Source organism: Methylorubrum suomiense (assembly GCF_022179765.1).
Taxonomy (GTDB): domain Bacteria; phylum Pseudomonadota; class Alphaproteobacteria; order Rhizobiales; family Beijerinckiaceae; genus Methylobacterium; species Methylobacterium suomiense.
This window is the reverse complement of sequence record NZ_BPRE01000006.1, coordinates 259,585-284,029: the sequence shown is the minus strand read 5'-3', so window position 1 is coordinate 284,029 and position 24,445 is coordinate 259,585. Positions and strand designations below refer to the sequence as shown.

At 71.4% G+C, this 24,445-nt stretch carries 17 protein-coding genes; 5 read left to right on the top strand and 12 right to left on the bottom strand.

The genetic code is table 11. The features are described 5' to 3' along the window. Positions 1-107 precede the first annotated feature (107 nt). The 3 genes from MFF26_RS11875 to MFF26_RS11865 form a co-directional block, all read right to left on the bottom strand. Positions 108-1,571 (bottom strand): sodium:solute symporter family protein, encoded by a 1,464-nt coding sequence (locus MFF26_RS11875; protein ID WP_137828694.1) that lies wholly within the window; start codon positions 1,569-1,571, stop codon positions 108-110. Then, complete coding sequence (locus tag MFF26_RS11870; protein WP_137828693.1) at positions 1,568-1,771, bottom strand: DUF3311 domain-containing protein; 204 nt, start codon at positions 1,769-1,771, stop codon at positions 1,568-1,570. The genes MFF26_RS11875 and MFF26_RS11870 overlap by 4 nt, the downstream gene beginning before the upstream one ends. A gap of 233 nt (positions 1,772-2,004) precedes the next feature. Beyond that, on the bottom strand, positions 2,005-4,113 hold the full coding sequence (locus MFF26_RS11865; RefSeq protein WP_238308016.1) for an ATP-binding protein: 2,109 nt from the start codon (positions 4,111-4,113) through the stop codon (positions 2,005-2,007). Positions 4,114-4,391: 278 nt separating this feature from the next. Here MFF26_RS11865 and trpA point away from each other — a divergent pair, with 278 nt between their 5' ends. From trpA to MFF26_RS11845, 4 genes are all read left to right on the top strand, one after another. Next, on the top strand, positions 4,392-5,222 hold the full coding sequence (gene trpA, locus MFF26_RS11860; protein ID WP_238308015.1) for a tryptophan synthase subunit alpha: 831 nt from the start codon (positions 4,392-4,394) through the stop codon (positions 5,220-5,222). Positions 5,223-5,342: 120 nt separating this feature from the next. Next, positions 5,343-6,236 carry an acetyl-CoA carboxylase, carboxyltransferase subunit beta gene (gene accD, locus MFF26_RS11855; protein ID WP_137828704.1) on the top strand — a complete coding sequence of 298 codons (894 nt, stop codon included), beginning with the start codon at positions 5,343-5,345 and terminating at the stop codon, positions 6,234-6,236. A gap of 134 nt (positions 6,237-6,370) precedes the next feature. Further along, the gene (locus tag MFF26_RS11850; protein ID WP_137828690.1) at positions 6,371-7,696 is read left to right on the top strand and encodes a bifunctional folylpolyglutamate synthase/dihydrofolate synthase; all 1,326 of its coding nucleotides are present in this window, start codon (positions 6,371-6,373) and stop codon (positions 7,694-7,696) included. A 148-nt stretch (positions 7,697-7,844) separates the two neighbouring features. Further along, entirely contained in the window at positions 7,845-8,738 is an 894-nt protein-coding gene (locus tag MFF26_RS11845) for an outer membrane protein (protein WP_238308014.1), read from the top strand. A gap of 184 nt (positions 8,739-8,922) precedes the next feature. Here MFF26_RS11845 and trxA read toward each other — a convergent pair whose 3' ends face one another. Continuing rightward, positions 8,923-9,243, bottom strand: a complete 321-nt coding sequence (gene trxA, locus MFF26_RS11840; RefSeq protein ID WP_137828688.1) for a thioredoxin — start codon at positions 9,241-9,243, stop codon at positions 8,923-8,925. Positions 9,244-9,600: 357 nt separating this feature from the next. On the opposite strand from trxA, the gene MFF26_RS11835 reads away from it, so the two are divergent. Beyond that, a complete protein-coding gene (locus tag MFF26_RS11835) occupies positions 9,601-10,899 on the top strand; it encodes a PQQ-dependent sugar dehydrogenase (protein WP_238308013.1) in 1,299 nt (432 codons plus the stop codon). Positions 10,900-10,984: 85 nt separating this feature from the next. On the opposite strand, the gene addA is transcribed toward MFF26_RS11835, so the two are convergent. From addA to MFF26_RS11795, 8 genes are all read right to left on the bottom strand, one after another. Beyond that, positions 10,985-14,458: a double-strand break repair helicase AddA gene (gene addA, locus MFF26_RS11830; protein WP_238308012.1), complete on the bottom strand. Its 3,474-nt coding sequence runs from the start codon at positions 14,456-14,458 to the stop codon at positions 10,985-10,987. Further along, positions 14,425-17,556: a double-strand break repair protein AddB gene (gene addB, locus MFF26_RS11825; protein ID WP_137828685.1), complete on the bottom strand. Its 3,132-nt coding sequence runs from the start codon at positions 17,554-17,556 to the stop codon at positions 14,425-14,427. Before addB ends, addA begins: the two co-directional genes overlap by 34 nt. Positions 17,557-17,574: 18 nt before the next feature. Continuing rightward, the gene (locus MFF26_RS11820) at positions 17,575-18,036 is read right to left on the bottom strand and encodes a PIN domain-containing protein (protein ID WP_137828684.1); all 462 of its coding nucleotides are present in this window, start codon (positions 18,034-18,036) and stop codon (positions 17,575-17,577) included. Beyond that, positions 18,036-18,323, bottom strand: a complete 288-nt coding sequence (locus MFF26_RS11815) for a hypothetical protein (protein ID WP_137828683.1) — start codon at positions 18,321-18,323, stop codon at positions 18,036-18,038. Before MFF26_RS11815 ends, MFF26_RS11820 begins: the two co-directional genes overlap by 1 nt. 44 nt (positions 18,324-18,367) lie before the next feature. After that, positions 18,368-18,838 (bottom strand): tellurite resistance TerB family protein, encoded by a 471-nt coding sequence (locus MFF26_RS11810; RefSeq protein WP_137828682.1) that lies wholly within the window; start codon positions 18,836-18,838, stop codon positions 18,368-18,370. 53 nt (positions 18,839-18,891) lie between these two features. Next, the gene (locus MFF26_RS11805) at positions 18,892-19,641 is read right to left on the bottom strand and encodes a nucleotidyltransferase family protein (protein ID WP_137828681.1); all 750 of its coding nucleotides are present in this window, start codon (positions 19,639-19,641) and stop codon (positions 18,892-18,894) included. A gap of 19 nt (positions 19,642-19,660) precedes the next feature. After that, positions 19,661-21,274, bottom strand: a complete 1,614-nt coding sequence (tsaE, locus tag MFF26_RS11800; protein WP_137828680.1) for a tRNA (adenosine(37)-N6)-threonylcarbamoyltransferase complex ATPase subunit type 1 TsaE — start codon at positions 21,272-21,274, stop codon at positions 19,661-19,663. A 186-nt stretch (positions 21,275-21,460) separates the two neighbouring features. Then, positions 21,461-24,088, bottom strand: coding sequence for a sensor histidine kinase (locus tag MFF26_RS11795; protein WP_137828679.1), 2,628 nt, complete (start codon positions 24,086-24,088; stop codon positions 21,461-21,463). Between the last annotated feature and the right edge of the window lie 357 nt (positions 24,089-24,445).

The window sequence follows — 24,445 nt, the reverse complement described above, 5'->3', positions numbered from 1 at the left end:
CCGCGCCGGATCGTCCGGCGCAGCCGCGCACCCGGCGCGGCGACCGTTCGACGGCCCTTCCCCCCCTCGTCCTGCCGGCAGGATGAGGGGGCGGGCTTTCGTCGCCATCAAGCGGACCGGGCTGCGGTCCGCGCCCCCCGGCCCGCCAGACTCACCGCGAAGGCGACCGCGAGGTTCAGCGCGAGGGCCACGACGCCCGCGTTGAGATCCTGGATCGGCCCCGGCAGACCCGGAAACAGCTTCGCCAGCGTGTAGCCGCCGACCACCGTCACGGAGACGACGGCGACGCCCGCGAGAATTCCCGCGATGGCGCCGGCCTTCGTCAGCGGGTTCTCGCGCCACAGGCTGAAGAAGAAGGCCGGAAACAGCTGCGTGACGACGGCGTAGCCGATCAGCAGCAGCTGCACGATCGTCTCGCCGCCGTAGAGGGTGAAACCGACGCAGGCGAGGGCGAGCACCGGCGCCATGATCTTGGCGAGGCGCCCGGTCGAGGCATCGGTGGCGTCCTTGGCCAGCGGCCGGTAGAGGTTCTGGGCGATGAGGGTCGCCCCCGCGATCAGGATCATCGAGCCCGGCACCAGGGCGGTCAGCACCCCGGTGGCACCGATGACCCCGACGAACCACGGCGGGAAGGTCTCGAGCGCGATCTTGAACAGCGACAGGTCGACGTCGGGGCCGGTCAGGCCCGGCACCTGCAGCACCGCACTGAACCCGGCGAAGAACACGAACAGCAGCATCAGCTGGTAGAGCGGCAGGAACACCGCGTTGCGCCGGAAGGTGCGCGCGTCGCTCGCGGTGTAGATCGAGGCGAAGATGTGCGGAAACATCCAGCCGCCGAGCGCCGTCAGCACCGTGGTCGAGGCGAACCACGTCGCGCTCTGGCCCCGCTCGGGCAGGGCGAGGAAGCCGGGCTTGGCCTGATCGATCGCCGTAAACATCGGGCCGATGCCGCCGTAATAATGGTAGGGCAGGTACAGGCCCAGGAAGACCACCACGGCGAGGATGAGGATGTCCTTGACCACCGCGGTCCAGGCCGAGCCGCGGATGCCCGACACCATCACGTAGACGGTGACCGCCGCCGCCCCGATCCAGATCGCCAGCGTCGGCGGGATCGCGCCGTAGGAGGCGGTCGAGACGATGATGCCGAGCCCTTTGAGCTGGAGCACCATGTAGGGAACCAGAGCCACGAGGCCGACCAGGGCGACGAGGAAGCCGAGCGGCTTGCTGTCGTAGCGGGCGGCGAAATAATCGGGCTGCGAGAACAGGTTGTGCCGCTTGGCGAAGGCCCAGGCCGGCGGAAGCAGCCAGTAGGAGATTACGTAGATCAGCGTGAGGTAGCAGAGGATGTAGTAGGTCGGCCCGCCCTTGCCGTAGGCCCAGCCCGAGCCGCCGAGGAAGGTGAAGGTGGTGTAGATCTCACCCGCCATCAGCAGGAAGACCAGCACGGTGCCGAAGCCGCGCTTGCCGACGCTCCACTGCTCCATGTCCATGTCGTGGCCGGCGCGGGCCCAGAGGCCGAGGCCGAGGGCCACCGCGAAGGCGAGGGCGATGACGGGAAGCGCCGCATTCATGCGCCGTCCCCGGAATCGCGGTTGGCCGGATCGGTGAGGTAGATCAGCGCCATGATGGCCGAGGTCGCCACCGTGCAGGCGACGAGCCAGGCGAGCAGCAGCGGCATGCCGAGCACCATCGGCTCGACCCGGTTGAGGAAGTAGGGGCCGAGCAGCATGCCCGCGGGCGGCAGCAGGGCGAGCCATCGCAGAGACGTCACGGGCCGACCCTCCCCGGCTCGGAGGGGACGGATCCCCGCACGGGTCGCGCGGCATCTCCCGAGATGCCCCCCAAGGCGTGTCGCGTCATGCTCTCCCCATCGGCTCCCGGCGGGACCATGAGGCAGAAACCGCGCCAGGGCGAGAGGAAGGATCTTCTGTTTCCCCAAGCGCCACGCGGCATCTCGCGGAGCGTCCACGCGGATTCACCGTGGCTCGGCGCCCCCGGTGGGCGTCAGGCCGCCGCCTTGCGCCCCTCCAGAAGCCCCGGCAGTGCGCGCAGGTTCAGCGGCTTGGCGAGAAAGCCGTCGAAGCCCGCCGCATGGGCCGCCTCCATGTCCTCGCGGCCGGTATTGGCCGTGAGCGCCACGAGGTGGAGAGGCTCGGCTCCGGTCTCCACCTCGCGGGCGCGGAGGCGCCGGGCGGTCTCCAGACCGTCGAGGCCGGGCATGCGGATGTCGATCAGCGCGAGGTCGAAAGGCGCCTCGGCGGCCGCGAGCGCCAGCGCTTCCATGCCGTCGCGGGCGAGCGTCACCTGCGCCCCGAGTCGCTCCAGGGCCTTGGTCGCCAGCAGCGCGTTGATCGGATTGTCCTCGGCGAGCAGCACCCGGCGGCCCGCGCCCGCGCCCGCGGCGGAGGCCGAGACAATGCCTTGGCCGATGCTATGGCCGATGCTCGCGACCGGAGCGTCGGTGCGGACGAGGGCGACCGGTCGGGGGGGAGATCCGGCGGTCGCAGGGGCTTCCGCGGGGGGCGCTCCCGGCTCCAGCAGGCGGTCGAACAGGGAGCGGGCGCGCACCGGCTTGATCAGGTAGCCGTCGAAACCCGCCGCGTTCACCGCGCCGAATTCGCGCCGGTCGAAGGGCGAGAGCAGGATCAGGCGGGCGCGCACGCCGCAGCGCCCGGCCTCCGCCGCCAGGGCCCGCACGGGGGCGTCGCCGAGCCAGCGGTCGGCGATGACCGCATCGAAGGAGGCCGCCGCCAGGGCGTCGAGCCCGGCCTCGACGCTGCCGACCACCACCGCCGCCGCGCCGGAGCGGGTCAGGCGGCGGGCGAGATAGGGCGCCTGGAAAGGGGAATCCGCCACGATCAGCACGCGCCGGGCCTGAAGCGGAGGCGTGGTGGCCGAAGCGGCGGCGCCCTCCGGTGCGGGAAGCGGCAGAACGACCCGGAAGGTGGAGCCGCGCCCGAGGGTCGAGCGCGCCTCGATCGTCCCGTTCATCCGCTCGACCAGGCGGCGCGTGATGGCGAGCCCCAGGCCCGTGCCCTCGTGACGGCGGCTGGCGCTGCCGTCGCCCTGCTCGAACTCCTCGAACAGGATCGGGATGCGGTCCTCGGCCATGCCCGGACCGGTATCCTCGATGGTGAGCGCGATCCCCTCCCCTTCGCGGGTCAGGCTCACGCCGACGCCGCCGGCCTGGGTGAACTTCACGGCGTTGCCGGCGAGGTTGAGCAGGATCTGGCGCACCCGGTCGGCATCGCCGACTCGCAGGGGCACGAGGTCGTCGGCGATGTCGAGGGCGATCTCCAGGCCCTTGTCCTGGGCGCGCGGCGCCAGGAGTTCCACCACGCCCTCGACGAGGAGCGCGGCGTCGAACGGCTCGGCGGCGAGGTCGAGCCGTCCGGACTCGATCCGCGAGAAATCGAGGATGCCGTCGACCAGCGTCAGCAGGGCCTTCCCGCTGGTGCGCAGCGCCTCGACATAGGTGCGCTGCTCGGGGTCGAGGGAGGTGTCGAGCAGGAGGTCGGCCATCCCGAGGATGCCGTTGAGCGGCGTGCGGAACTCGTGGCTGACGGTCGCCAGGAAGCGGGATTTCGCGACGTTGGCGGCCTCGGCGCGGCTCCGGGCCTCGTCGAGCGAGCGCACTGCCTCGACCCGCTCGGTGACGTCGCTGCCGGCGCGGAGCCAGTTCGGTCCGCCCTCGCTGCCCGCGGCGGGCAGCTCGACGAAGGAGAACCAGCGCGGCTTGCCGTCGACCGGGACGAGCCGCTCCTCCACCTGCCGCACGCCGTCGGGGCGCACCTCCACCGGGCCGCGCTCCAGCACCTGGGGCGTCAGCGTCGAACCGATCAGATCGAGCGGCTGGGTCCCGAGCAGGGCGGCGAACCCCTCGCTCGCGAAGGTGATCCGCCCCTGCCCGTCGCGCTGGACCACCGCCTGGGTGGTGGCCTCGACGAGCACCCGGTAGCGCTCCTCGCTCTCGGCGACCTGCCAGAGCCGGTCCTGCAGGGATTCCGACGGAAAGGCCGTCACCGGCGTCGCACGCCGCCGCCACCCCGCGACGATCAGACCCGCGAGCCCGACGACGGCACTCAGGCCCATGATGGTCAGCGCGAGGTTCATCGCTCGGTACGCCGCTCCTGGGCCGCCGGATGTGGCGGCCGGTCGGTGGCGACCCTGACAGGCGCGCGTGAAGTCGGACTTGAGAAAGGCGGTTAGGGGAGCGTCACCGAAAACGGGGGGATTTGCGCATTTCGCCGAGTGCCGGGAGCCGACCCGATCCGCCGGTGCTTCACCTCGGCAAGCGGATGGTGTAGGCGCGCCCCTGGTCTGGGAACTGCGGAGCCGCACGGCCCCGTATGTCGCGAAAATCCCGGCCTTGCCGCCCGGGAGTACGACGGATGACCGCCCGCATCGACGCCGCCTTCGCCCGCTGCCGCGCGGAGAAGCGGGCCGCCCTCGTCACCTACGTGATGGCGGGCGATCCCGATCCCGAGACCTCGCTGAAGGTGCTGGAGGCGCTTCCGGCTTCCGGCGCCGACATCGTCGAGTTCGGCCTGCCCTTCACCGACCCGATGGCGGATGGACCGGCGATCCAGGCCGCAGGCCTCCGGGCGCTCAAGGCGGGCCAGGATCTCAAGGGCACCCTGGCGCTGGTGCGCCGCTTCCGCGAGCGCGACGCCGACACCCCCGTGGTGCTGATGGGCTACTACAACCCGATCCACACCTACGGCGTCGACCGCTTCCTGCCGGATGCCCGCGAGGCCGGCATCGACGGCCTCATCGTCGTCGACCTGCCGCCGGAGGAGGACGACGAACTGTGCCTGCCGGCGCGCGAGCACGGCCTCGCCTTCATCCGGCTCGCCACCCCGACCACCGACGACCGCCGCCTCCCGGCTGTGCTCGCGAACACGGCGGGCTTCGTCTACTACGTGTCGATCACCGGCGTGACCGGAACGGCGACGCCCGATTTCGGCAAGGTCTCCGAGGCGGTGTCGCGGATTTCGGCGCAGACCGATCTCCCGGTCGTGGTCGGCTTCGGCGTCCGGACCGGCGAACACGCCGCGGCGGTGGCGCGGGGCGCCGACGGCGTCGTGGTCGGCTCGGCGCTCGTCGATGCCCTCGCCCGGACCCTCGACACCGAGGGGCGCGGCAGCGAGGGCACGGTGGAGGCGGTCGCCGGGCTGGTGCGCGAGCTCGCCGCGGGCGTGCGCGGCGTGTCGAAGGGCTGACCGGGACCGGGAGGGGCCGACGGTCGGATCCGTCTTCCCGACGCCCCGACCGCCCTGCCCATGGCGGAGCGGCGGCGGCGGTCCGATATCAGCGTGTCACGGCGTGAGGAGCGGAGCGACATGGTCGAGGCGATGAACTGGATCTCGGAGGTCGTGCGCCCCAAGATCAAGACCCTGTTCAAGCGCGAGACGCCCGAGAACCTCTGGATCAAGTGCCCCGATACCGGGCAGATGGTCTTCCACAAGGAGGTCGAGCAGAACCACTGGGTCATTCCCGGCTCGGAGCACCATCTCAAGATGGGGGCCCAGGCGCGCCTCAAGATGATGTTCGACGAGGGCACCTGGATCGACGTGCCGCTGCCCGAGGTCGCCGCCGACCCGCTCAAGTTCCGCGACGAGAAGCGCTACGTCGATCGTCTCAAGGAGGCACGGACCAAGACCGGTATGACCGACGCCTTCAAGGTCGGTTTCGGCCGCGTCGGCGGCCTGCCGATGACGCTCGCGGTGCAGGAATTCAGCTTCATGGCCGGCTCCCTCGGCATGGCCGGCGGCGAGGCCTTCATCCGCGGCGCCGAGACCGCCCTGGAGAAGCGCACCCCCTACGTGCTGTTCGCGGCCTCCGGCGGTGCCCGGATGCAGGAGGGCATCCTGTCCCTGATGCAGATGCCGCGCACCACCGTGGCGGTCCGTCGCCTCAACGCGGCCAAGCTGCCCTATATCGTCGTCCTGACGAACCCGACCACCGGCGGCGTGACCGCCTCCTACGCCATGCTCGGCGACGTGCATCTGGCCGAGCCCGGCGCGCTGATCTGTTTTGCCGGGCCCCGCGTCATCGAGCAGACCATTCGCGAGAAGCTGCCCGACGGCTTCCAGCGGGCGGAATATCTGCGCGAGCACGGCATGGTCGATCAGGTGGTGCACCGGCACCAGCTCAAGGACACGATCGGCCGCCTCTGCGGACTTCTGATGGACGTGCGCCGGGAAGCCCCGGCCGCCCTGCCCGACGCGGCCTGAGCCGCCCCTCGGAGCCGGACCCGACCACCCCGGATCGGATCACGGCTCCGGACCCCTGTTCTGACGCGCTTGCCTCCGGCGAACCGGTATCCACCCCGTCGGACAAACGCCCCCGCCGAAGGTTCGAGCGTGAGATGGAATCGTCCGACGCGCTGATGGCGCGCTTCCTCGCCCTGCATCCGCGCACGATCGATCTGTCGCTCGGGCGGATCGAGCGGTTGCTGGCCGCGCTGAATCATCCCGAGCGGCGCCTGCCGCCGGTGATCCACGTCGCCGGCACCAACGGCAAGGGCTCGACCATCGCCTTCATGCGGGCGATCCTCGAAGCGGGCGGCCTGGCCGCCCATGTCTACACCTCGCCTCATCTGGTGCGCTTCCACGAGCGCATCCGCCTCGGAGGCATCGGCGGCGGACAGTTCGTCGGCGAGGACCGCCTCGCCGACGCCTTCGCCCGCTGCGAGGCGGCCAACAAGTCGCAGCCAATCACCGTCTTCGAGATCACCACGGCCGCGGCGCTGCTTCTCTACGCGGAATGCCCGGCGGACGTCCTGCTGCTCGAGGTCGGTTTGGGGGGGCGGGTCGACGCCACCAACGTCATCGATCGGCCCGCCTGCAGCGTGGTCACGCCGATCGGACGTGATCACGCCGAGTATCTCGGCGACACCGTCGAGGCGGTGGCGACCGAGAAGGCTGGCATCTTCAAGCGCGGCTGCCCGGCGGTGATCGCCGCCCAGGACTACGCCCAGGCCGATGCCGTGCTGTGCCGCGCCGCCGAGCGGGTCGGGGCGAGCCCGGTGCGCGTCGGAAACCAGGATTTCTCCGTCCACGAGGAGAGCGGCCGGCTCGTCTATCAGGACGAGACCGAATTGTTCGACCTGCCCCGCCCGAAGCTCACCGGGCGTCACCAGCTCACCAATGCCGGCACCGCCATCGCGGCTCTGCGGGCGGCAGGCTTCGGCGATCTCGGCACGGCGGCCTTCGAGACGGGCCTGCGCAGCGTCGACTGGCCCGGCCGGCTCCAGCGCCTCCAGCGCGGGGCGCTGGCCGAGCGGATGCCGCGGGATGCCGAGCTGTGGCTCGACGGCGGCCACAACGCCGATGGCGGGCGCATCCTCGCCGCCGCCATGGCCGATCTCGGCGAGCGCAGCGACGCGCCGCTCGTGCTGATCGTCGGCCTGCTCGGCACCAAGGACGCGGAGGGCTTCCTGAAGAACTTCGTCGGGCTGGCCCGCTCCCTCGTCGCGGTGCCGATCTCCGGCCAGATGGCGGCCCGGCCCGCCGAGGAGGTGGCCGAGATCGCCCGCTCCGTCGGCCTGCAGGCGGGCACCGCCCATAGCGTCGAGGCGGCGATCGCCGCCCTCGCCGACACCGTGTTCCAGCGCCCGCCCCGGGTTCTGATCTGCGGCTCGCTCTACCTCGCCGGTGCCGTCCTCGAGGCGAACGGGACGATTCCCACCTGAGGTTCAGGGGAGGCCGAACCGTCCGAGACGGTTTCGACCCCCGCGATTGCCCGAAACGCCATCAGCGGGTGTGGCTTGGCGGCTACATCCTGGGGGGCGGAAATGGTCTAGCTTCACGGCGATCGGGCACTCTGCTGGGGATCAAAAAATGAAAAAGCTTCTGACATCGCTCGCCGCCTTCACGGCGCTCACCACCGTCGCTTCCGCTGCCGACCTTCCGCGTCGCGCCGCTCCGCCGATCTTCACCCCGGTTCCGGTGTTCACCTGGACGGGCTTCTACGCCGGTTTCAACGCTGGTTACGGCTTCAGCGTGCAGGATTCGCTGGCCCCGACGCAGGTCAACACCATTGACCAGCGCGTCATCAACGGCCCGCCCGGCACCGTCGGCGCCTTCCTGTTCGGCAACGGCGGCCGCCAGGATGGCTTCGTCGGCGGCGGTCAGATCGGCTACAACTACCAGTTCACCCCGGGCAACGGCATCGTCGTCGGTATCGAGGCTGACGCTCAGTACGCCGATCTCGGTGGCCGCAACGGCCGCGACGGTGTCTGCGGCACGGGCGGCGTCTCCTGCGCCTTCACCGCCGGTGGCGTGCTCCAGCCGGGCGTGACGCTGATCAACCCGACCGGCCTCCAGGGCCTCGACTTCTTCGGCACCGTCCGCGGTCGTATCGGTTACGCCTTCGACCGCGTCCTGTTCTACGGCACCGGCGGCTTCGCCTACGGCAGCTTCGGTGGCGGCCGCGCCGTTGACACCGACGACTTCAAGACCGGCTACGCCGTCGGCGGCGGTGTCGAGTACGCCCTCCCGACCGACTCGTTCCTGAACTTCTTCCGCTCCTCGGCGGTGACGCTCAAGATCGAAGGTCTGTACGTGAACTTCGATGGCAACCAGAGCCGCGGCGGCTTCGCCAACGCCAACGGCACCATCATCACCGCCAGCCCGACCAGCAGCACCTCGGTGCTCGTCAACAACTTCGCCCGCCGCGACAACGACTTCGCCGTCGTCCGCGCCGGCCTGAACTACAAGTTCGGCAGCTACTAAGCCGAACCCATAAGGGTTTCGAAACCGAGGGAGCCCGGCCGCAAGGCCGGGCTCCTTTCTTTTTGTCCGTTGCCCGCCCGCCGACGGTGCCCATCGCTCGCGAAGGTCGGTTCGGGCACGAAAAAGCCCGGCCGATGGGCCGGGCTCCGTCGTCAGTCGGTCGAGCCGATCCGATGGCCGCGGATCAGGCGCTCGCCTGGATCCAGCGGGAGAGGTCGCCCTTCGGGGCGGCGCCGACCTTCTGGCTGGCGAGCTTGCCGTCCTTGAAGATCAACAGGGTCGGGATCGAGCGGATGCCGTAGGTCGAGGCGATCTGCGGATTCTCGTCGACGTTGACCTTGGCGATCTTCACCTTGCCCTGCAGGTCGACGGAGATCTCTTCGAGGGCCGGGCCGATCTGACGGCACGGGCCGCACCACTCCGCCCAGAAATCCACCACGACCGGCTCGGCGGACTTCAGCACGTCCTGCTCGAAGCTCGCGTCGGTTACTTTCACCGTCGCCATCTCAACGTCCTTTCGACACGTAATCCTTCGGGGCACCGGGGAGCGGGGTCGGCGCCTCCAGGCTGACCGGAGAATTGGCCACGCCCCCCGCGGCGGTCAAGGCGCCTTGCCCCGTCCGAGAAGCCCGCACGGGTCTGAGGCGCGGGTTGAGCATAGGTGTTCAACAGCACTCCACAGGCGGGGAGGGCGGACTGGAAGACGGGCGGCGTCTGGCGTAAGGGGCCGCCGCGCCGGCCGCGGATCGGGCCGCCGCGCGGCTCGGATCCCCGCGATGCTGGGCTGCTCGCCCTCGCCATGGCGGCTCCGCGCCCCATTTGGCGGGCAGATGCCGGGACAGGCGGACAAGGAACCTACCACGTGACGCGCACCCTCCCCCTGCTGCTCGCCACCGTCGCGGCCCTCGGCCTCGATGCGTCGGCCTTCGTTCGGTCTTCCGCGGCGCAAGAGGCGACCCAGGAGGCGCGCCCCTCCCGCGTCGAGGGCGAAGCGTTCCAGGCGCCGGCCGCCCCGAGCGCGGGCACGACCACCGCGGAGCAGGGTCCGCCCAACACCGAGTACAAGCCGCTCCTGCCCAACCAGACCCGGGCGCCCGAGCCGACCCAGAAGGCGCAGATCGAGAGCGCGGTCTTCGCCAAGGGACTCGACAGTCCGTGGGCGATGGAATTCCTGCCCGATGGCCGCGTGATCGTGACCGAGAAAGCGGGCAAGATTCGCATCGTCGCCAAGGACGGCACGCCCGGCCAGCCGGTGGCGGGCGTGCCCAAGGTCGATGCCAGGGGCCAGGGCGGCCTGCTCGACATCGCCCTGAGCCCGAGCTTCAGCGCCGATCGCACAGTGTATGTCAGCTACGCCGAACCGCGCGACAAGGGCAACGGCACCACGGTGGCGAAGGCCAAGCTGATCGAGAGCGACGGCAAGGCCCGCCTCGACGATGTGAAGGTGATCTTCCGCCAGATGCCGACCTATGACGGCGACAAGCATTTCGGCTCGCGCTTGGTCTTCGCGGGGGACGGCAAGCTGTTCGTGACGGTGGGTGAGCGCTCCGACAAGCAGACACGGGTGCAGGCGCAGGACCTGTCGAGCGGGCTCGGCAAGGTGTTCCGCATCGATACCGACGGCAACGCGCCGAAGGACAATCCCTTCGTCGGCGGCGACAAGGCCAAGCCCGAAATCTGGTCCTACGGCCACCGCAACGTCCAGGCCGCGGCCCTCGACGGACAGGGCCGGCTCTGGACCGTGGAGCATGGCCCCCGGGGCGGCGACGAACTCAACCGGCCGCGCCCCGGCCTCAATTACGGCTGGCCGGTGGTGACCTACGGCATCGAGTATTCCGGCGAGAAGATCGGCGACGGGCAGACCCAGGCGGGCGGTACGGTGCAGCCGGTCTATTACTGGGATCCGGTGATCGGCCCGTCCGGCATGGCCTTCTACGACAAGGACCTGTTTCCGGACTGGAAGGGCGAGTTCCTGATCGGCGGCCTCGTCAGCACCGGCCTCGTGGTGCTCAAGGTCGATGGCGACAAGGTCGTCACCGAGGAGCGCGTCCCCCTCGACCACCGCGTCCGCGACGTGAAGGTCGGTCCGGACGGCGCGGTCTACGCGCTCACCGAAGACGATGGCCAGATCGTGAAGATCACGCCGAAGAAGAGCAACTGAGGACGCTCCCGCGTCCCATCGCAAACCCCCTCATCTTGAGGCCGCTTCGCGGCGCCTCAGGATGAGGGCCTGGGTGGGATGACGGTCAGTCCCCCATCGCCGCCCCGTCGAGCCGCCGCACCACCGGCCCCGAGGTCCAGACCAGCAGCGATGTGATCCGCTTGCCCGGCCAGACCGCGGCGGCGAGCCGGGCATAGAGGGCCACCTGCGCCGCCTCGCGCTCCGGAATCGGGGCGCCCTCCTCCGGCGGGCGGCCGGTCTTGAAGTCGCAGAGGGTCACGGTGTCCGCATCGACGACGAGGCGGTCGATGCGGCCGGTCACGTCGCGCTCGACGCCGTCGATCGTGAGACGACCCGAGAGCGCCACCTCGGCCCGGGCCTCGCGGGAGAACAAGGGCGCCAGATCCGGCGTCTCGATCAGCCGCAGCACCGCGCGCACCAGCTCCCCGCGCTTGCCCTCATCTAGTGTCGGCGCCCTCGCCCCGGCGAAGCGGGCAGCGGCCTCCGTTCGGCGGGCCGGGTCGATCCGCGGCAGGTGCTCCAACAGGGCGTGGATCAGGGCACCGCGGCGGCGGGCTTCGGCATCGCCCTGGCGGCGACGCGGTTCGCGCCGCCCGTCCGCAGCGCCCAGCGCGCTCGACGGGCTCAAGGGCGGCGCGGCCTCGACCTCTGGGGCGGCCGGGGCGAACAGCCAATCCGGCGCCGCCTCCGGCTCCGGGAGGGCTTCGGGCTCGGCGCTCGCCAGAGAGGGCGCCCCGCCCTCGCGCCAGATCGTGACCGGGCCGTGCGCCGTCTCCAGGCTCTCGCCGGGCCCGAGGCCCCGCTCCAGTCCGAGGCGCACCATCTCGCACCAGGAGGCCGGCGTCTCGCGGGTCGCGCCGCGATAGGGGGCGATGACGAGATGATCCGCCGCCCGCGTCATGGCGACGTAGAGGAGGCGGTTGTGCTCCTCTCGCGCGCGGGCCTGGAGCGCCTGCCGGGCGTTGAACGTCGCCGCGCAATCCTGCGTGCGCCCCCCGGTCCAGACCGGCGGCAGCGGACCGTCCGCCGGCATGTCCAGCGGCCTCTCGAGAGGCAGGAGCGGCGGGTCGTTGCGCCCGAGCGGCTCGCAGCCGTCGATAACCACGACGACCGGCGCCTCCAGCCCCTTGGCGCCGTGCACCGTCATCACCCGCACCTCGTCGCGCCCGGCTTCCAGGTCGCGCTTGACCGAGAGGCCAGTGCGGCCGCGGCCGGGGCGCGTCACGTAATCGGCGAGGAAGGCGTCGAGGCAGGGGGCGGCATCGGCGCCGGCCTCGGCATCCGCGGCCTGGGCGAGGAAGACGTCGATGGCGTCGCCCGCCTCGCCGCCCAGCCGCGCCACCAGGCGGCTGCGCCCGCCATGGGCCCCGAGCAGCGCCGCGTAGAAGCCGAACGGGCCGTTCGTCGCCGCGAGCCCGATCCAGAGGGCCAGCGCATCGCGCCCGCGGATGGCGGCCGCGTCGCCGGCTTCGGCGTGGCGGGTCAGGGCATCCTCCAGGGTCTCCGCGAGGGGGCGGCGGGACGCGATGCGGGTCAGGTCGTCGTCGGTGAGGCCGACCAGCGGGGTCTTGAGGGCGGTGGCCAGCGTCAGGTCGTCGGCGGGGAGGAGCCCGGCGCGGCCGACCGCCACGAGGTCGAGCACGGCGATATGGCCGGCGACCTCCAGACGGTCCTGGCCGGCCACCGGCACGCCGAGCCCCTTCAACGCCCGGATCACCTCCTCGAAGGCGGCCGAGCGCTTGCGCACGAGGATCAGCACGTCGCCCGGCCGCCAGACCCGGCCACAGGCATCGCCCGTGGTGGTCCAGGCCTTGACCGCGCGGGCGATGCGGCGGGCCACCGTGATGGCCGGCGCGTTCGCCTCCGGCGCATCGACCGGGGCGGCCCAGGCATCGGGCTCCTCCGCCTCCGCGGGCTCCTCGATGCACCAGAGTTCGACGGCGCCCGGTACGCCGCCGCGGGCGGAGGCGTGAACGGTGCCGATCGCCCGGTCCTCGAAGGACAGGCCGGCGAAGTGCTCGGGAATGCGGAACACCGCGTCGACCGCCGCGAGGACGTGGGAGGCGGTGCGGAACGAGAGGGTGAGACCGACATCGGCGAAGCCGATCGCCGCGTCCGCCGCCGCCTTGCCCCAGGCCCGCCGGGTCAATTCGAACTCGCGCGGATCGGCGCCCTGGAAGCTGTAGATCGACTGCTTGGGATCGCCCACCGCGAAGCGGGTCCGGCGCAGCCCCCGCGCCCCCTCGCCCGCCGCGAACTCGGCGGTGAGCGTCCGCAGGATCTCCCATTGCTGCGGATTGGTGTCCTGCGCCTCGTCGACCAGCACGTGATCGACACCGCGGTCGAGCTTGTACAGCACCCATGAGGCGCCGACCCGCGAGAGCAGATCGAGGGTCTTGTGGATCAGATCGTCGAAATCCAGCGCCCCCTGGCGCGACTTCTGCGCCTCGATCCGGCGGTGGATCTCGGCGGCGAGCCGGTAGAGCCCCTCCGTGCGGGCAAGGGCGCGGGCGGCGCGCAAGGCATCGAACAGCGGGATCAGCCGGGCCTGCTCGTCGAGGAGCGCCTGCTTCACCTCCGGCGGCACCGCCTTGGTGCCCAGGGACTTTTCGGCCCGCGGCTCGTCCTTGTCGGTGAAGAAGACCGAGCGATAGGGATCGAGCGCCTTGCCGACCTCGAGAAGGGTCTGCGCCTCGGTCAGCGCGTCGGCGAGCCGCTCGTCGGTCGCCTTGCCGGTGCGCAGTTTGGCGGCGAGCGCCGACCAGTCGCCGAGGTCGCCGCCTTCCAGAATCTCGGCCTCGATGCTCTCGACGCTGGCGCCGTCCTTGAGCGACAGGGCCCGCGGCAGGCGGGCGAGTGCGGGGCCGAGGGCCCGGTGGTCGGAGAAGAGGGCCCGCGTGCGCATGGCGGCGCGGATCGCATCCCGCAGCGTGTCGCCGGAGGCCTCCGCACCGACGATCGCCAGCGCCCGCGACAGGCTCTCGTCGCCGCCGAGGATCGCGTCGGCCAGCACGTTGTCGGTCTCGATCTCGAACATGTCGCGCGCCTGGGTCTCGTCGAGCACGACGAAGCGGGCCGGCACGTTGGCCTCGAAGGGGAACATGTGCAGCAGACGCTCGCAGAGGGCGTGCAGCGTCTCGATCTTCAGGCCGCCCGGCGTCTCGACGGCGCGGGCGAACAGGCGGCGGGCGAGCCGCAGCGTCGCCCGCGCGGGGCGCTCGCCGGTGAGCGCGGTGAGCTCGATCGTCAGCGCGGCATCGTCCAGCGTCACCCAGCGGCCGAGGCGCTGGAACACCCGGATCGACATGTTGGCGGCGGCCGCCTTGGTGAAGGTGAGGCAGAGGATGCGCCCCGGCGGGGCCCCGTCCAGCAGCAGCCGCAACACCCGGTCGGTCAGCACCTTGGTCTTGCCCGCCCCCGCATTGGCCGAGACCCAGGCCGAGAGGCGCGGATCGGCCGCCTGAAGCTGGGCCGATTTCGTCCGCTCGTCGACGATGAAGCCGCTCACGCCCCCTCTCCCTCGCCCGCCAGCGACCATTCGAGGACGCGGGCCAGATGATCGTAATCGCTGTAGGCGCGCACGTATTGCGGGAAGGGCCGCGACACGTAGGCTGCCTCCCCGGTCAGGTATCGGGCGATGAGGCCGCGCAGCCGGGTCACGTGCTCCGCAACGATCGCGTCCACCGCCCGTCCCTCCCCCGGCGGCGGCTTGATCGGGATCGGCCGGAACGGTTCACGTCCGCCGGAGGCGTGCACGTAGAGGAGGTCCGGCACGGCCTCCGACTTCAAACCCTCGAAGGCGCCGTGCATCAGCATCGCGGCCTCGAGCGTCAGCTGCGGTGAGAAGCCGGCGAACACGGTGCGGTTGGAGGGCGGCGTGCCGGTCTTGAAATCGACGATGCAGAAGCCGCCATCCGTGCGACGCTCGATCCGGTCGGCCCGGCCGGTGAGGGTGAAGGTTTCGGAGCCGAGCGGGATCACCCACTTCCCCGACATCTCCGGGTGGATCCCGGCGAGATCCGGGCGGCGGGCGCGCTCCCATTCCAGGAACTCGATCGCCATGCGCTCGTAGCGGGGGAACCACTCGGCGTAGAGTTCCGGATACTGGTCCTCGAGACGGCCGAAGGCTTCGAGGGCGATGGTGTAGAGCAGCTCGTCCGCCCGCGGCGGCAGCGGCCCGGCATGGGCGGTGGCGAAATCGCCGAGGATCGCGTGGATCAGCGTGCCGCGCTCGGCCGCACCCGGCACCACGGCGACCGGCTCCAGCGCCTCCAGGCCCAGCACGTGCTTGGCGAAGATCGAATAGGGGTCGCGCACCAGCGTCTCGATCTCGGTGACGCTGAGGCGACGCGGAAACAGGGCGGGATCGGGCCGGGGCGCCGGGCGCACGAGGCGGGGCGGCGCGGGCTCCCGGCCCCGGTCGAGGATCGCCGCGAGGCCGCGCAGGCGCCGTCCGCGGGCCAGCACCGCCTCCCAGGACCCCTCCCCGCCGAAGGCGCGCAGGCGCTGGAGGAAGCGCGAAGGCACCGTCGGCGAACCCTCGCGCTTGGCCGCCCGGGTCAGCACGGCGTCGTGGGTGCCGAGGAGTTGCACGAAGTCGTGCGCCGCCTGCCCGATGCGGCGCTCGGGCGGCGACAGGCCGACCTGGCCCCGCATCGGCCGGTTGAGAAAGGCGTCGGTGGTCTGGCGCACCGGCCAGACCGCCTCGTCGAGACCGCCGAGCACGACCCGATCGACGGTGAGCAGCCGCGCCTCCAGCGGCCCGAGCAGGCGCAACCGCGGATGCGCCGTGTCGCGCGCGCAGGCCACGGTGCGGTCGCGGGCCAGAGCGGTGAAGACGGCGGCGTAATCGCCGAAACGGCCGGGCAAGTCCTCGTCGGCGGCGGCTTCGAGATCGTCGAACAATTGATCCAGGGTGTCGAGGGACGGATCCTCGATCTCGGGTTCCGGCGACGTCTCGGATCCCGCGATCATCCGCTCGCAGGCCTCGCGATGCAGCGCGGCGAGCGCGACGAGATTGCCGACCGCCGGCTGGCGATCGTCGCGGAATTCGCCGAGGGCGATCTCCAGCCGGTCGAGGACGGCGGCGGCGAGTTCCCAGTCGATCGGCTTGAGCCGCTTCTTGGCGCGCGGCACCCGCCCGGTGGTGGTGCGCTGGAATTCGAGCGCGACGCGCATGCCCTCGAAACTGTTCTTCGGAACCGGAGCCGGGCCGCGCAGGCCCCCGATCTCGAGGGCGGCGCCTGCCCGCACCACCTCGCTGCGGGTGAGCCCGAGCCGCACGAAGGGATGGGCGAGCAGCGAGATCACCCGGGACGGCGACGGCTCGGCGGCCAGTTCCGCCACGAGCCGGGCGAAGCGTCCGCCCTGCGAGCGGGCGAGCCCGAGGCCGGCCGAATCCTCCGCGACGATGCCCCAGCGGGCGAGTTCGGCGGAGACCCGGAGGGCCAGCCCCCGGTCGGGGGTCACGAGCGCCGCGGTCGCTCCGGGCGTCTCCAGGGTTTCGCGCAGGGCGAGCGCGGCTACCAGGGCCTCCTCGCGCTCGTCCGCGGCCTCGACGACGGTGAGGCCGGCGAGGCCATCGCGGGCCAGCGCCAGCCGCTCGTCGGGGGCGAGGGCGGCCCAGGCATCGGTGGTCTCGGCCGGGCGCAGGGCCTGCGACAGCAATCGTTCCCGCGCGGTCGCTTCGTCCGAGGGCGCGCCGAGCGGCGCGACCGCCTCGCGCCCGACCCCGAGCGCGGAGCGACCCATCAGCTGCCGCAGGATCGCCTGCGGATGGCCGTGGGCGACCTCTTCGGGATTGCCGCCGCCGTCGATCGCCTCCCAGCCCTCCGGGTCGAGATGGAGATCGAGGCCGGGCAGCACCACGGCGCCGCGGGGCAGGCGCGCCACCGCGGCGATCAGCCGGGCCGTGGCCGGGACCGATCCGGTCGAGCCCGCCACCACCACCGGATCGCCGGGCCGCTCGCGGGAGAGCCGGTCGGCCTCGGCCAGCACGAGGCGGCGGGCGCGCACCGCCGGATCGGCCAGCGCGCGGGCGGCGAGGATGCCCGGCCAATTCTCGGCGGCGATCCGCAGGAAATCGAGGGTGAGGCCGAAATAGCGGGAATGCTCGGCCTCCACCGCCGCGCCGATCTCGTTCCACGGCAGGCCCTCGACGGTCAGCGCATCCATCAGGCCTTCCAGATCGGCGGCGAGCGCCACCGCATCGGCGGGCGAGGACGGCACGAGGAAGGGCACCTCGTCGTCGATGGGCAGGAGTTCACGGTCGACGGTCTCGGCCCATTTCTGGACGAGGCGGGCGAGAATCAGCCGCCGCTCCAGCGGCGCGACCGCCGGATGCAAAAGCTCTTCCGGCGTTTCCAGCAGAGCGTTGGCCGAGAGGTCGAGTTCGGCCTCGTCGGCCTCGCCGAGCGGGATCATCCGCGGCAGCAGGGCCGCGCCGCCGAGACGTTCGGCCAGCACGGTCGAGAGCGCCCGCACCGCGCGCTGCGTCGGCAGGTAGAGCGTCACGGAGGCGAGCGCGAACGGGTCGTCGCCGAGCGGACCGACAAGACGGCCCGAGACGAGCGCATCGGCGAGCGTCGGCAGGAACGGCGCACCGGGGGGGATGGTGAGAACGCGGGGGGCGGACATGGATTTCGCTTTTGGCCGTCACCCGAAACGGCGGGCGCGCTCATGCGTGAAGTTGATTGCGTCGAGCCCGGCGGCGACACTCGCAAGATAAAGGTCGAGATCGTCCGTGACGAGGCCGACATCGTCGCGTTGTGCGACCAGAATGCCGGCATCGGTCAGTCCGAGGCGGATAAACTCCGGCCGTGCCATCGCTGTCATACAGGGCAGATGGATTTCATCGGCCCTGGCGGCAAAATTCCGCAAAGCCTCGACGATCTTCCCGCGCCCGGGCTCCTGAAACTGTCTGATCAGGTTCGATGTCTCGCACAACACGTGCGGCGTCGTAACGAGCCGGGCGGCTCGTGCCAGTAGCGCTTCCAGCAGCGGCAGATCCTCGCTCCGGTAGCCGCGCGTCCGCTTATGCACCTCCACGAAAGCCGGCGAGGCGCGGCCGACGGCGAGCAACACCAGCAGATTGGTGTCGAGGAGGCATGCACGCATCACCCATCGGCCATCAGGGGCACCCGGTCATCCAGTGCGAGGAGCCGTCCGTCCGGATCGGCGATCCGCAGGGTCTTATAGGTACGATTGAGGTCGAGATCGCGCCCGAGGCGGTTGGTGACGATCTTCGGCGCATCCCAGGAGCGGGAGAAGCCGAGCGTGATCAGCCAAGCATCGGACTCTTCCTCGAAGCGGATCTCTTCGAGTCCCAGATCCCTCAAGCTCTCCCCGGCGAAAGCCTCCGCGACATACGTCTTCGCCTTCGCCACCGCTTCCTTCACGTCCATGACAACCTCCGGGCGTCACGCGCGAATGTAAGCGCTGCCGCGGGTCAGGGGGAGGCCCGATGAAGCGTTCCTTGCCCGAACCGCGCCAGCAGCCCCGCGCCATCGACCCCCAAGGCTTCGGCGATCTCGGCGAGCGCCGCCTGTTCCTGCGGGCCGATACCCTCGTGGTCGGCGACGTCGGCGGCGATCAGGAAGACGTTGCGGCGCTGCTCCTCGGGCCGGTCGGCGAGGCCGGCGATGCGCACGAGGTTCTCGGCCCGGCCGGCGCGGGTGCGGGCGCGGCCCAAGCCCTCGTAGAGGGCATGTTCCAGCATCAGGCTGTCGTAGCCCTTCTCGAGGATCGGATTGGCGCGCAGGCCCGCCAGAGCCGTCTCGAATTCCTCGCTCATCAGCTCGCCATCGGCGACCGCGACGTTGGCGCAGGCCGAGACCGCCCCCTGCATCAGGCTCTCATCGCCGGCATAGGCCGTCAGCGTGCGGCGGAACCGCTCCACCGTCTCCAACAGAAATCCCATTCCGAACCCCGCCGTCTCCCCGAACCGCCTCAACACGCCGTGCGGCGTTCGGTTCACGGCACTTGGGCGCTCCGACGAACCTGTGATTCGGCGGCCTCGATCGCCTCGGGCGTGCCGACATGCAGCCACTGGCCGTCGAGGCGCAGGCCGTGCAGCCGCCCCCGCTTGGCCGCCCGGTCGAACAGCAGGGTGAGCGAGAAGGACCCCTCGGGCGTGTCGGCGAACAGGTCCGGCTTCAGGATGGCGACGCCGGCATAGATGAAGGGCGCGACCTCGCGCTCGCCCCGCCAGGAGAGGCGGCCGTCGGCGTCCATGTCGAAATCGCCCGCGCCCTCGTAGCCGAGGCTCGTCGCCGTCGGGGCGACGAGGAGCAGGATGTCCATGGTCTCGGCATTCCAGGCCTCGATCAGGCGCGGCAGGTTCGGGCGCGGGCCCTCCAGCCAGAACGAGTCGGAGTTGAACACCACGAAGGGGTCGGCGCCGAAATGGTGGAGCGCCTTGCGGATGCCGCCGCCGGTCTCGAGGAGCGCGTCGCGCTCGTCGGAGACGACGAGGGCGGGACCGCCGGTCCGGTGGGAAAGATGCCCCTCCATCAGGTCGGCGAGCCAGTGGACGTTCACCACCGCGGTCTCGACGCCGCCTTCCGCCGCCCGGTCGAGGGCATGGTCGATCAGCGCCTTGCCGGCGACCTCGACCAGGGGTTTGGGGACCGTGGCGGTGATCGGCCGCATGCGCTTGCCGAGGCCCGCCGCCAGCACGAAGGCGCGCGTGATTTTCTTGGGGTGTTCGGGTGCGTCGCTCATGGCGGCTTCGCTCGATGGGTCAGGAGGCGGCGGGGATCACGAGGCTCGGAAGCCGAGTCTCGTGCCAGGCCCGCAGGGCGCCGAGCGCCGGATGGGCGAGATTGCGGGCGAGATAGCCCTCGATCCGCGGCAGGTGGGCGAGGTAGCCCGGCTTGCCGTCGCGCTTGTCCAGGCGGGCGAAGATGCCGAGGATCTTCGTGGCCCGCTGCGCCGCCAGCACCGCGTAGGAGCGGGCGAAGGCCTGAAGGTCGAAGCCGGGATCGCGGGCGCGGCGCTCGCGGATGTAGAGGCCGAGCAGCCGCAGCTCGAAATCCGCGCTGCAATCGACCCGGGCATCCTGCAGCAGCGAGGCGACGTCGTAGGCCGGGTGGCCCATCACCGCATCCTGGAAATCGATCACGCCGACCCGCTCCAGCCCTTCGCGGGCGGGCAGCCAGATCAGGTTGGGGGAATGGTAGTCGCGCAGCGTCCAGGTCGGGCGCTCCGTCAGCAGGTCCCTGAGCGCGTCGCTCCAGAGCGACAGGAAGTCCCGGCGGGCCTCGGCGGGCAGCTGGGTGCTGCGGATGGCCGGCGCGTACCATTCCGGCATCAGCTCCGCCTCGAACAGCAGCGCCTCCAGATCGTAGGGCGGCAGGACGTGCTCGATGCCCTCCGCCACGGGCACCCGGTCGGGCAGATCGGTGGCGTGCAGCTTGGCGAGCAGCCGGACGGCCTCCGCGTAGCGCTCGGGCCGCGGTGCGCCGTTCTCGACCACGGGCTCGGCGCCGAGATCCTCGAGGATCAGCAGCCCGGCCTTCAGATTCTCGCCGAGGATCCGGGGGGCCGAGATGCCGAGCCCACACAGGGCCCGGTCCATCCCGACGAAGGCGTGGATGCTCTCGGCGAGCTTGACGATCGCGCTGTAGGGCTTCCCGTCCTTGACCGGCGGGCCGTCGGGGCGGGGCGGGGCGATCATCAGCACCGCGGTCTCGCCGTCGGGCTTCACCAGCCGCTCGTAGGCGCGCGAGGACGCGTCGCCCTGCATCGGCACCCGGTCGGCCTCGTCCCAGCCGGTGCGGGCGATGAGGGCGCGCACCGCGCGGGCGCGGTCGAGGCGCTCGCGCATGCCCGCCGTGCCGTCGATGCGCACGAGGCGGGCGCCCTCGCCGTATTCGGCCCTCAGCGAAAGATCCACGGACAGGATCTCGTTGTCGCGCGGGCCGAGCCGCTCCGGCCACTCGACCAGGGTGATGGCGGTCTCGGCCAGTTCGTCGAAGCCGAGTTCGATCAGCTCGTCGGGTCCGCGCAGGCGATAGAGGTCGGCGTGGATCACCGCTTGGCCGGTACGGGACTCGTAGGGCTGCATCAGGGTGAAGGTCGGGCTCGGTACTTCGAGGTCCGGATCGCCGGCGAGTTCGCGGATCAGGGCGCGGGCCAAGGTCGTCTTGCCGGCGCCGAGACCGCCGGACAAGGCCACGAGGTCACCGGGCAGGAGGAAGCCCGCGAGGAAGGCGGCCATGTCCTCGGTGGCGCCCTCCTCCGGCAGCAGCACCTCCCAGGCGGGCCGCCGCGCGGGCATCTCCGATGCGCTCGGCGAGGAATCCCGGGCCGTGCCGTCTGAATCCTCGCTCAACGCCTCACCCTCCGCACGCATCGCCGGACGCCCGATCCGACGATTTCGACCGATCCTAGCAGCGGATGTTTAACCGGAATCGACGCCGCAGGCGAAAACCGCGTTTCGTGGGCCAAGTCCTGGGCCAAGTCCTGGGCCAAGTCCTGGGCCAAGTCCCGTGCTTGGCCAAGTCCCGGCGGACCCGCGGCTTTCGGCGCTCGGCCCCCCCTACTCGGCGGCCTCCAGGCCTGAATCGGCCCGCCCGTTCGGCTTCGCTCCGTCGGGATGTCCGCGGGTGGTCCCGGCTTCCGTAGGCGGGCCGGGAAGCCGGCCGCCGCCCGGCGACGGCTCGGCGGGGAACAGGCAGGAAACCCGGGTGCCCCGGCCCGGCGCCGAGCTGATCTCGACCCGGCCGCCATGCAGCTCGACGAAGGAGCGCACGATGGAGAGGCCCAGGCCGACGCCGCGGTGCTTGGTGCCCAGCGTGTTGCTCTCGAACCGGTCGAACACCCGATCGATCACCTCGGTGGGAATGCCGCGGCCCTGGTCGATCACCGCGAGGGTCAGCGCGCCGCCCTGGCGCCGCGCCTCGACGCGGACATGCTGGCCGGGTTCGGAGAAGCCGACGGCGTTCGACAGCAGGTTGAACAGGATCTGCCGCACGCGCTTGCCGTCGGCGAACACGCTGCCGACGCCCTCCGGCACGTCGAGGTCGAGGGTGATGTGGGATTCGGCGAGCCGATCCTCGATGCCGCGGGCGGCGGCCTCGACCGTGGCGCGCACGTCGATGGTCTCGCGCTGCAATTCCAGGGAGCCGGCATCGATCGAGGCGAGGTCGAGGATGTCGTTGATGATGACGAGCAGCGCCGCCGAGGAGCGCATGATGTGCTCGGAATATTCGCGCTGGCGCTCGTTCAGAGCCCCGACCGTCTCGTCGCCGAGAAGCTGGGTGAAGCCGATGATGTTGGTGAGCGGCGAGCGCAGCTCGTAGGAGACGTGGTGCACGAAGGTGTCGCGCAGCTGCGAGGCGCGCTCCAGGGCATCGTTCTTCTCGGTGAGCGCCCGCTCGACATTCGCGCTCGCGGTCACGTCGATGAAGGTGAGCAGCGTCGCGCCGAGCGGCAGCGGCTGGGCCGAGCAATCGAGAACCGTGCCGTCGCTCATGTCGAGGCGGCAGGAATGTCCGCTGCGGGTCTCCGACAGGCCCGTGATCGCCTGGCGGATGCCGGCCCAGGGCCCCTGATCCGGGGTGAGCGCCCGGCAGGCGGCGATGACGGCATCGACATGCGGCTTGCCCGCGAGCGTCGCCGGATCGACCCGCCACGTCACCGAGAAGGCGCGGTTGGCCACCGTGAGGCGTCCGTCGGCGGCGAACACCGCCACCGGCTCCTTCAGGGCCTCCAAGGTCTCGGCCTGCTCCTTCATCAGCGCGTCGTAGCGCGAGGCGAGCTTCATGCTCTCGGAGACGTCCTGATACAGATAGGTCAGGCCGCCCTGGGGATTGGGATCGGCCAGGACGCGCAGCGTCCGCCCGTCGGGGAGGTACCAGGGCGTGTCGGTGGCCTCCACGGCCCGGTAGGCGGCCAGCACCTCGGTCTTCCACGAGCGGAAATCGGCCTGTTCCGGCAGTTTGCGGGCAGCGCGCAGCCGGTCGAGGATCTCGCCGTCGAGGGGCTTGGCGTCGAGGAAGGCCGGATCGAGGCCCCAGAGCCGCTGGTAGGCGGCGTTGTGGAAGATCAGGCGCTGGCGCGCGTCGAACATCGCGACGGCGGTCGGCAATTGGTCGAGGGTGCGGACATTGGCATCCATCTGCCGCTGCAGATCGGCGCGCACGCTCTCGAGTTCCGAGACGTCGACGGCGATGCCGACGCGTCCCGTCTCGGTCGCGGTCTCGCAGACATCGAGGATGCGCCGGGCGCCCGCGACCACGGCGGACAGGCGCAGGGGCTGCGCCGGTGCCCGGGCTGCGGCGCCGACCGGCCGGCGGGCGATCTGCTCGCGGGCGGCGCGGTCGAGCAATTCCAGCCCACCCTCCAGTACCGCCTCGCGGCCCGGGGCCTCCACGGCGGCGGCGTAGGCGGCGTTGGCGAAGTCCAGGCGCCCGTCCGGGGCGCGGTGCCAGATCGGCTGCGGGATGGCGTCGAGAAGCCCGGCGAGCGCCGCGAGGCCGCTTTTGGTCTCGTCGAGCGTGCCGCGCAGCTCGATCAGCTCGCGCCGCTCTTCCGTGGTCTCGCGCAGTCGCAGCAGGGCGCGTCCGCCGACCGCTCCCCCCTGCGCCTCGATATAGCGGCCGGCGAGGCTGCGCAGGTTCATCCGGAAGCCGGTGCCGCGCTCGCGCAGGGCGGCCACGGCGCCGTCGAGGAGATGCGCGTCCTGGGCCGCGAGCCAAGTGCCGAAGGCGAGGAGCCGCCGGGTCCCGTTCTGGGTGCCGCGCAGGTCGGCGGCGCGGAGATCGCCCGCCCGCAGCTCCGCTGCCCTGAGATCCTGGGCGAAGCCGGCATCGCCCTCCACCGCCGGCTCGCCGCGCCCGGTCCAGGTGACGAGCACCTGCCGCTCGGAATGGAGCAGCATCTCGGCCCGGTCATGGGCGCCGCTGAGGCCGGCCAGCGCGTCCTGCAACGCGCGCTCGCGGCGCATCCAGCGGGCGCGCTCGCGCATGTGCAGCAGGGAGAGGATCGTCGCGAAGACGGTCAGCCCGATCAGCACGGCGAGGCCGGCGACGTTGTGCGTGTGCATCGGCCCCAGCATCGACCCCGCGCCACCGGACGGAGCGCCCTCCGCGGCCGCCGCAAGCGGCGCCGCGATCACGAGGACGCCGACACGCGCGAGGGCGCGCGCCGCCCGTTCCAGACCCATCCTCAAGCCCTTCGAACACCCGGCCGGACAGCAGGCAAGCGCCGCCGTCCGGGCAAAGGATTCCCGACACGCCCGGTCCTGCAACTGGGGCGTCGGGCATCCGCTCCGTACCAATCACCCCATCCTAACGCGGGCGGGATTCCGGCTGAAAGCGCCTTTGTGGTTCGGAGGGCGACCGGGTCGCATTCGGATGACGCGGGGCGCAGAAAAGACACAGTGCCGCGTCGGTCCCGGCTTCAATCCCGGCTTCAATCCTAGCTTGGGCCTCAGCGTCGATATCCCGCGTCGCGCGGCGCCCCGGTTCACGTTCGGACCCCGGCGGGGCGCGCCCGACCATCCGGACGGCGGTGGGCGCCG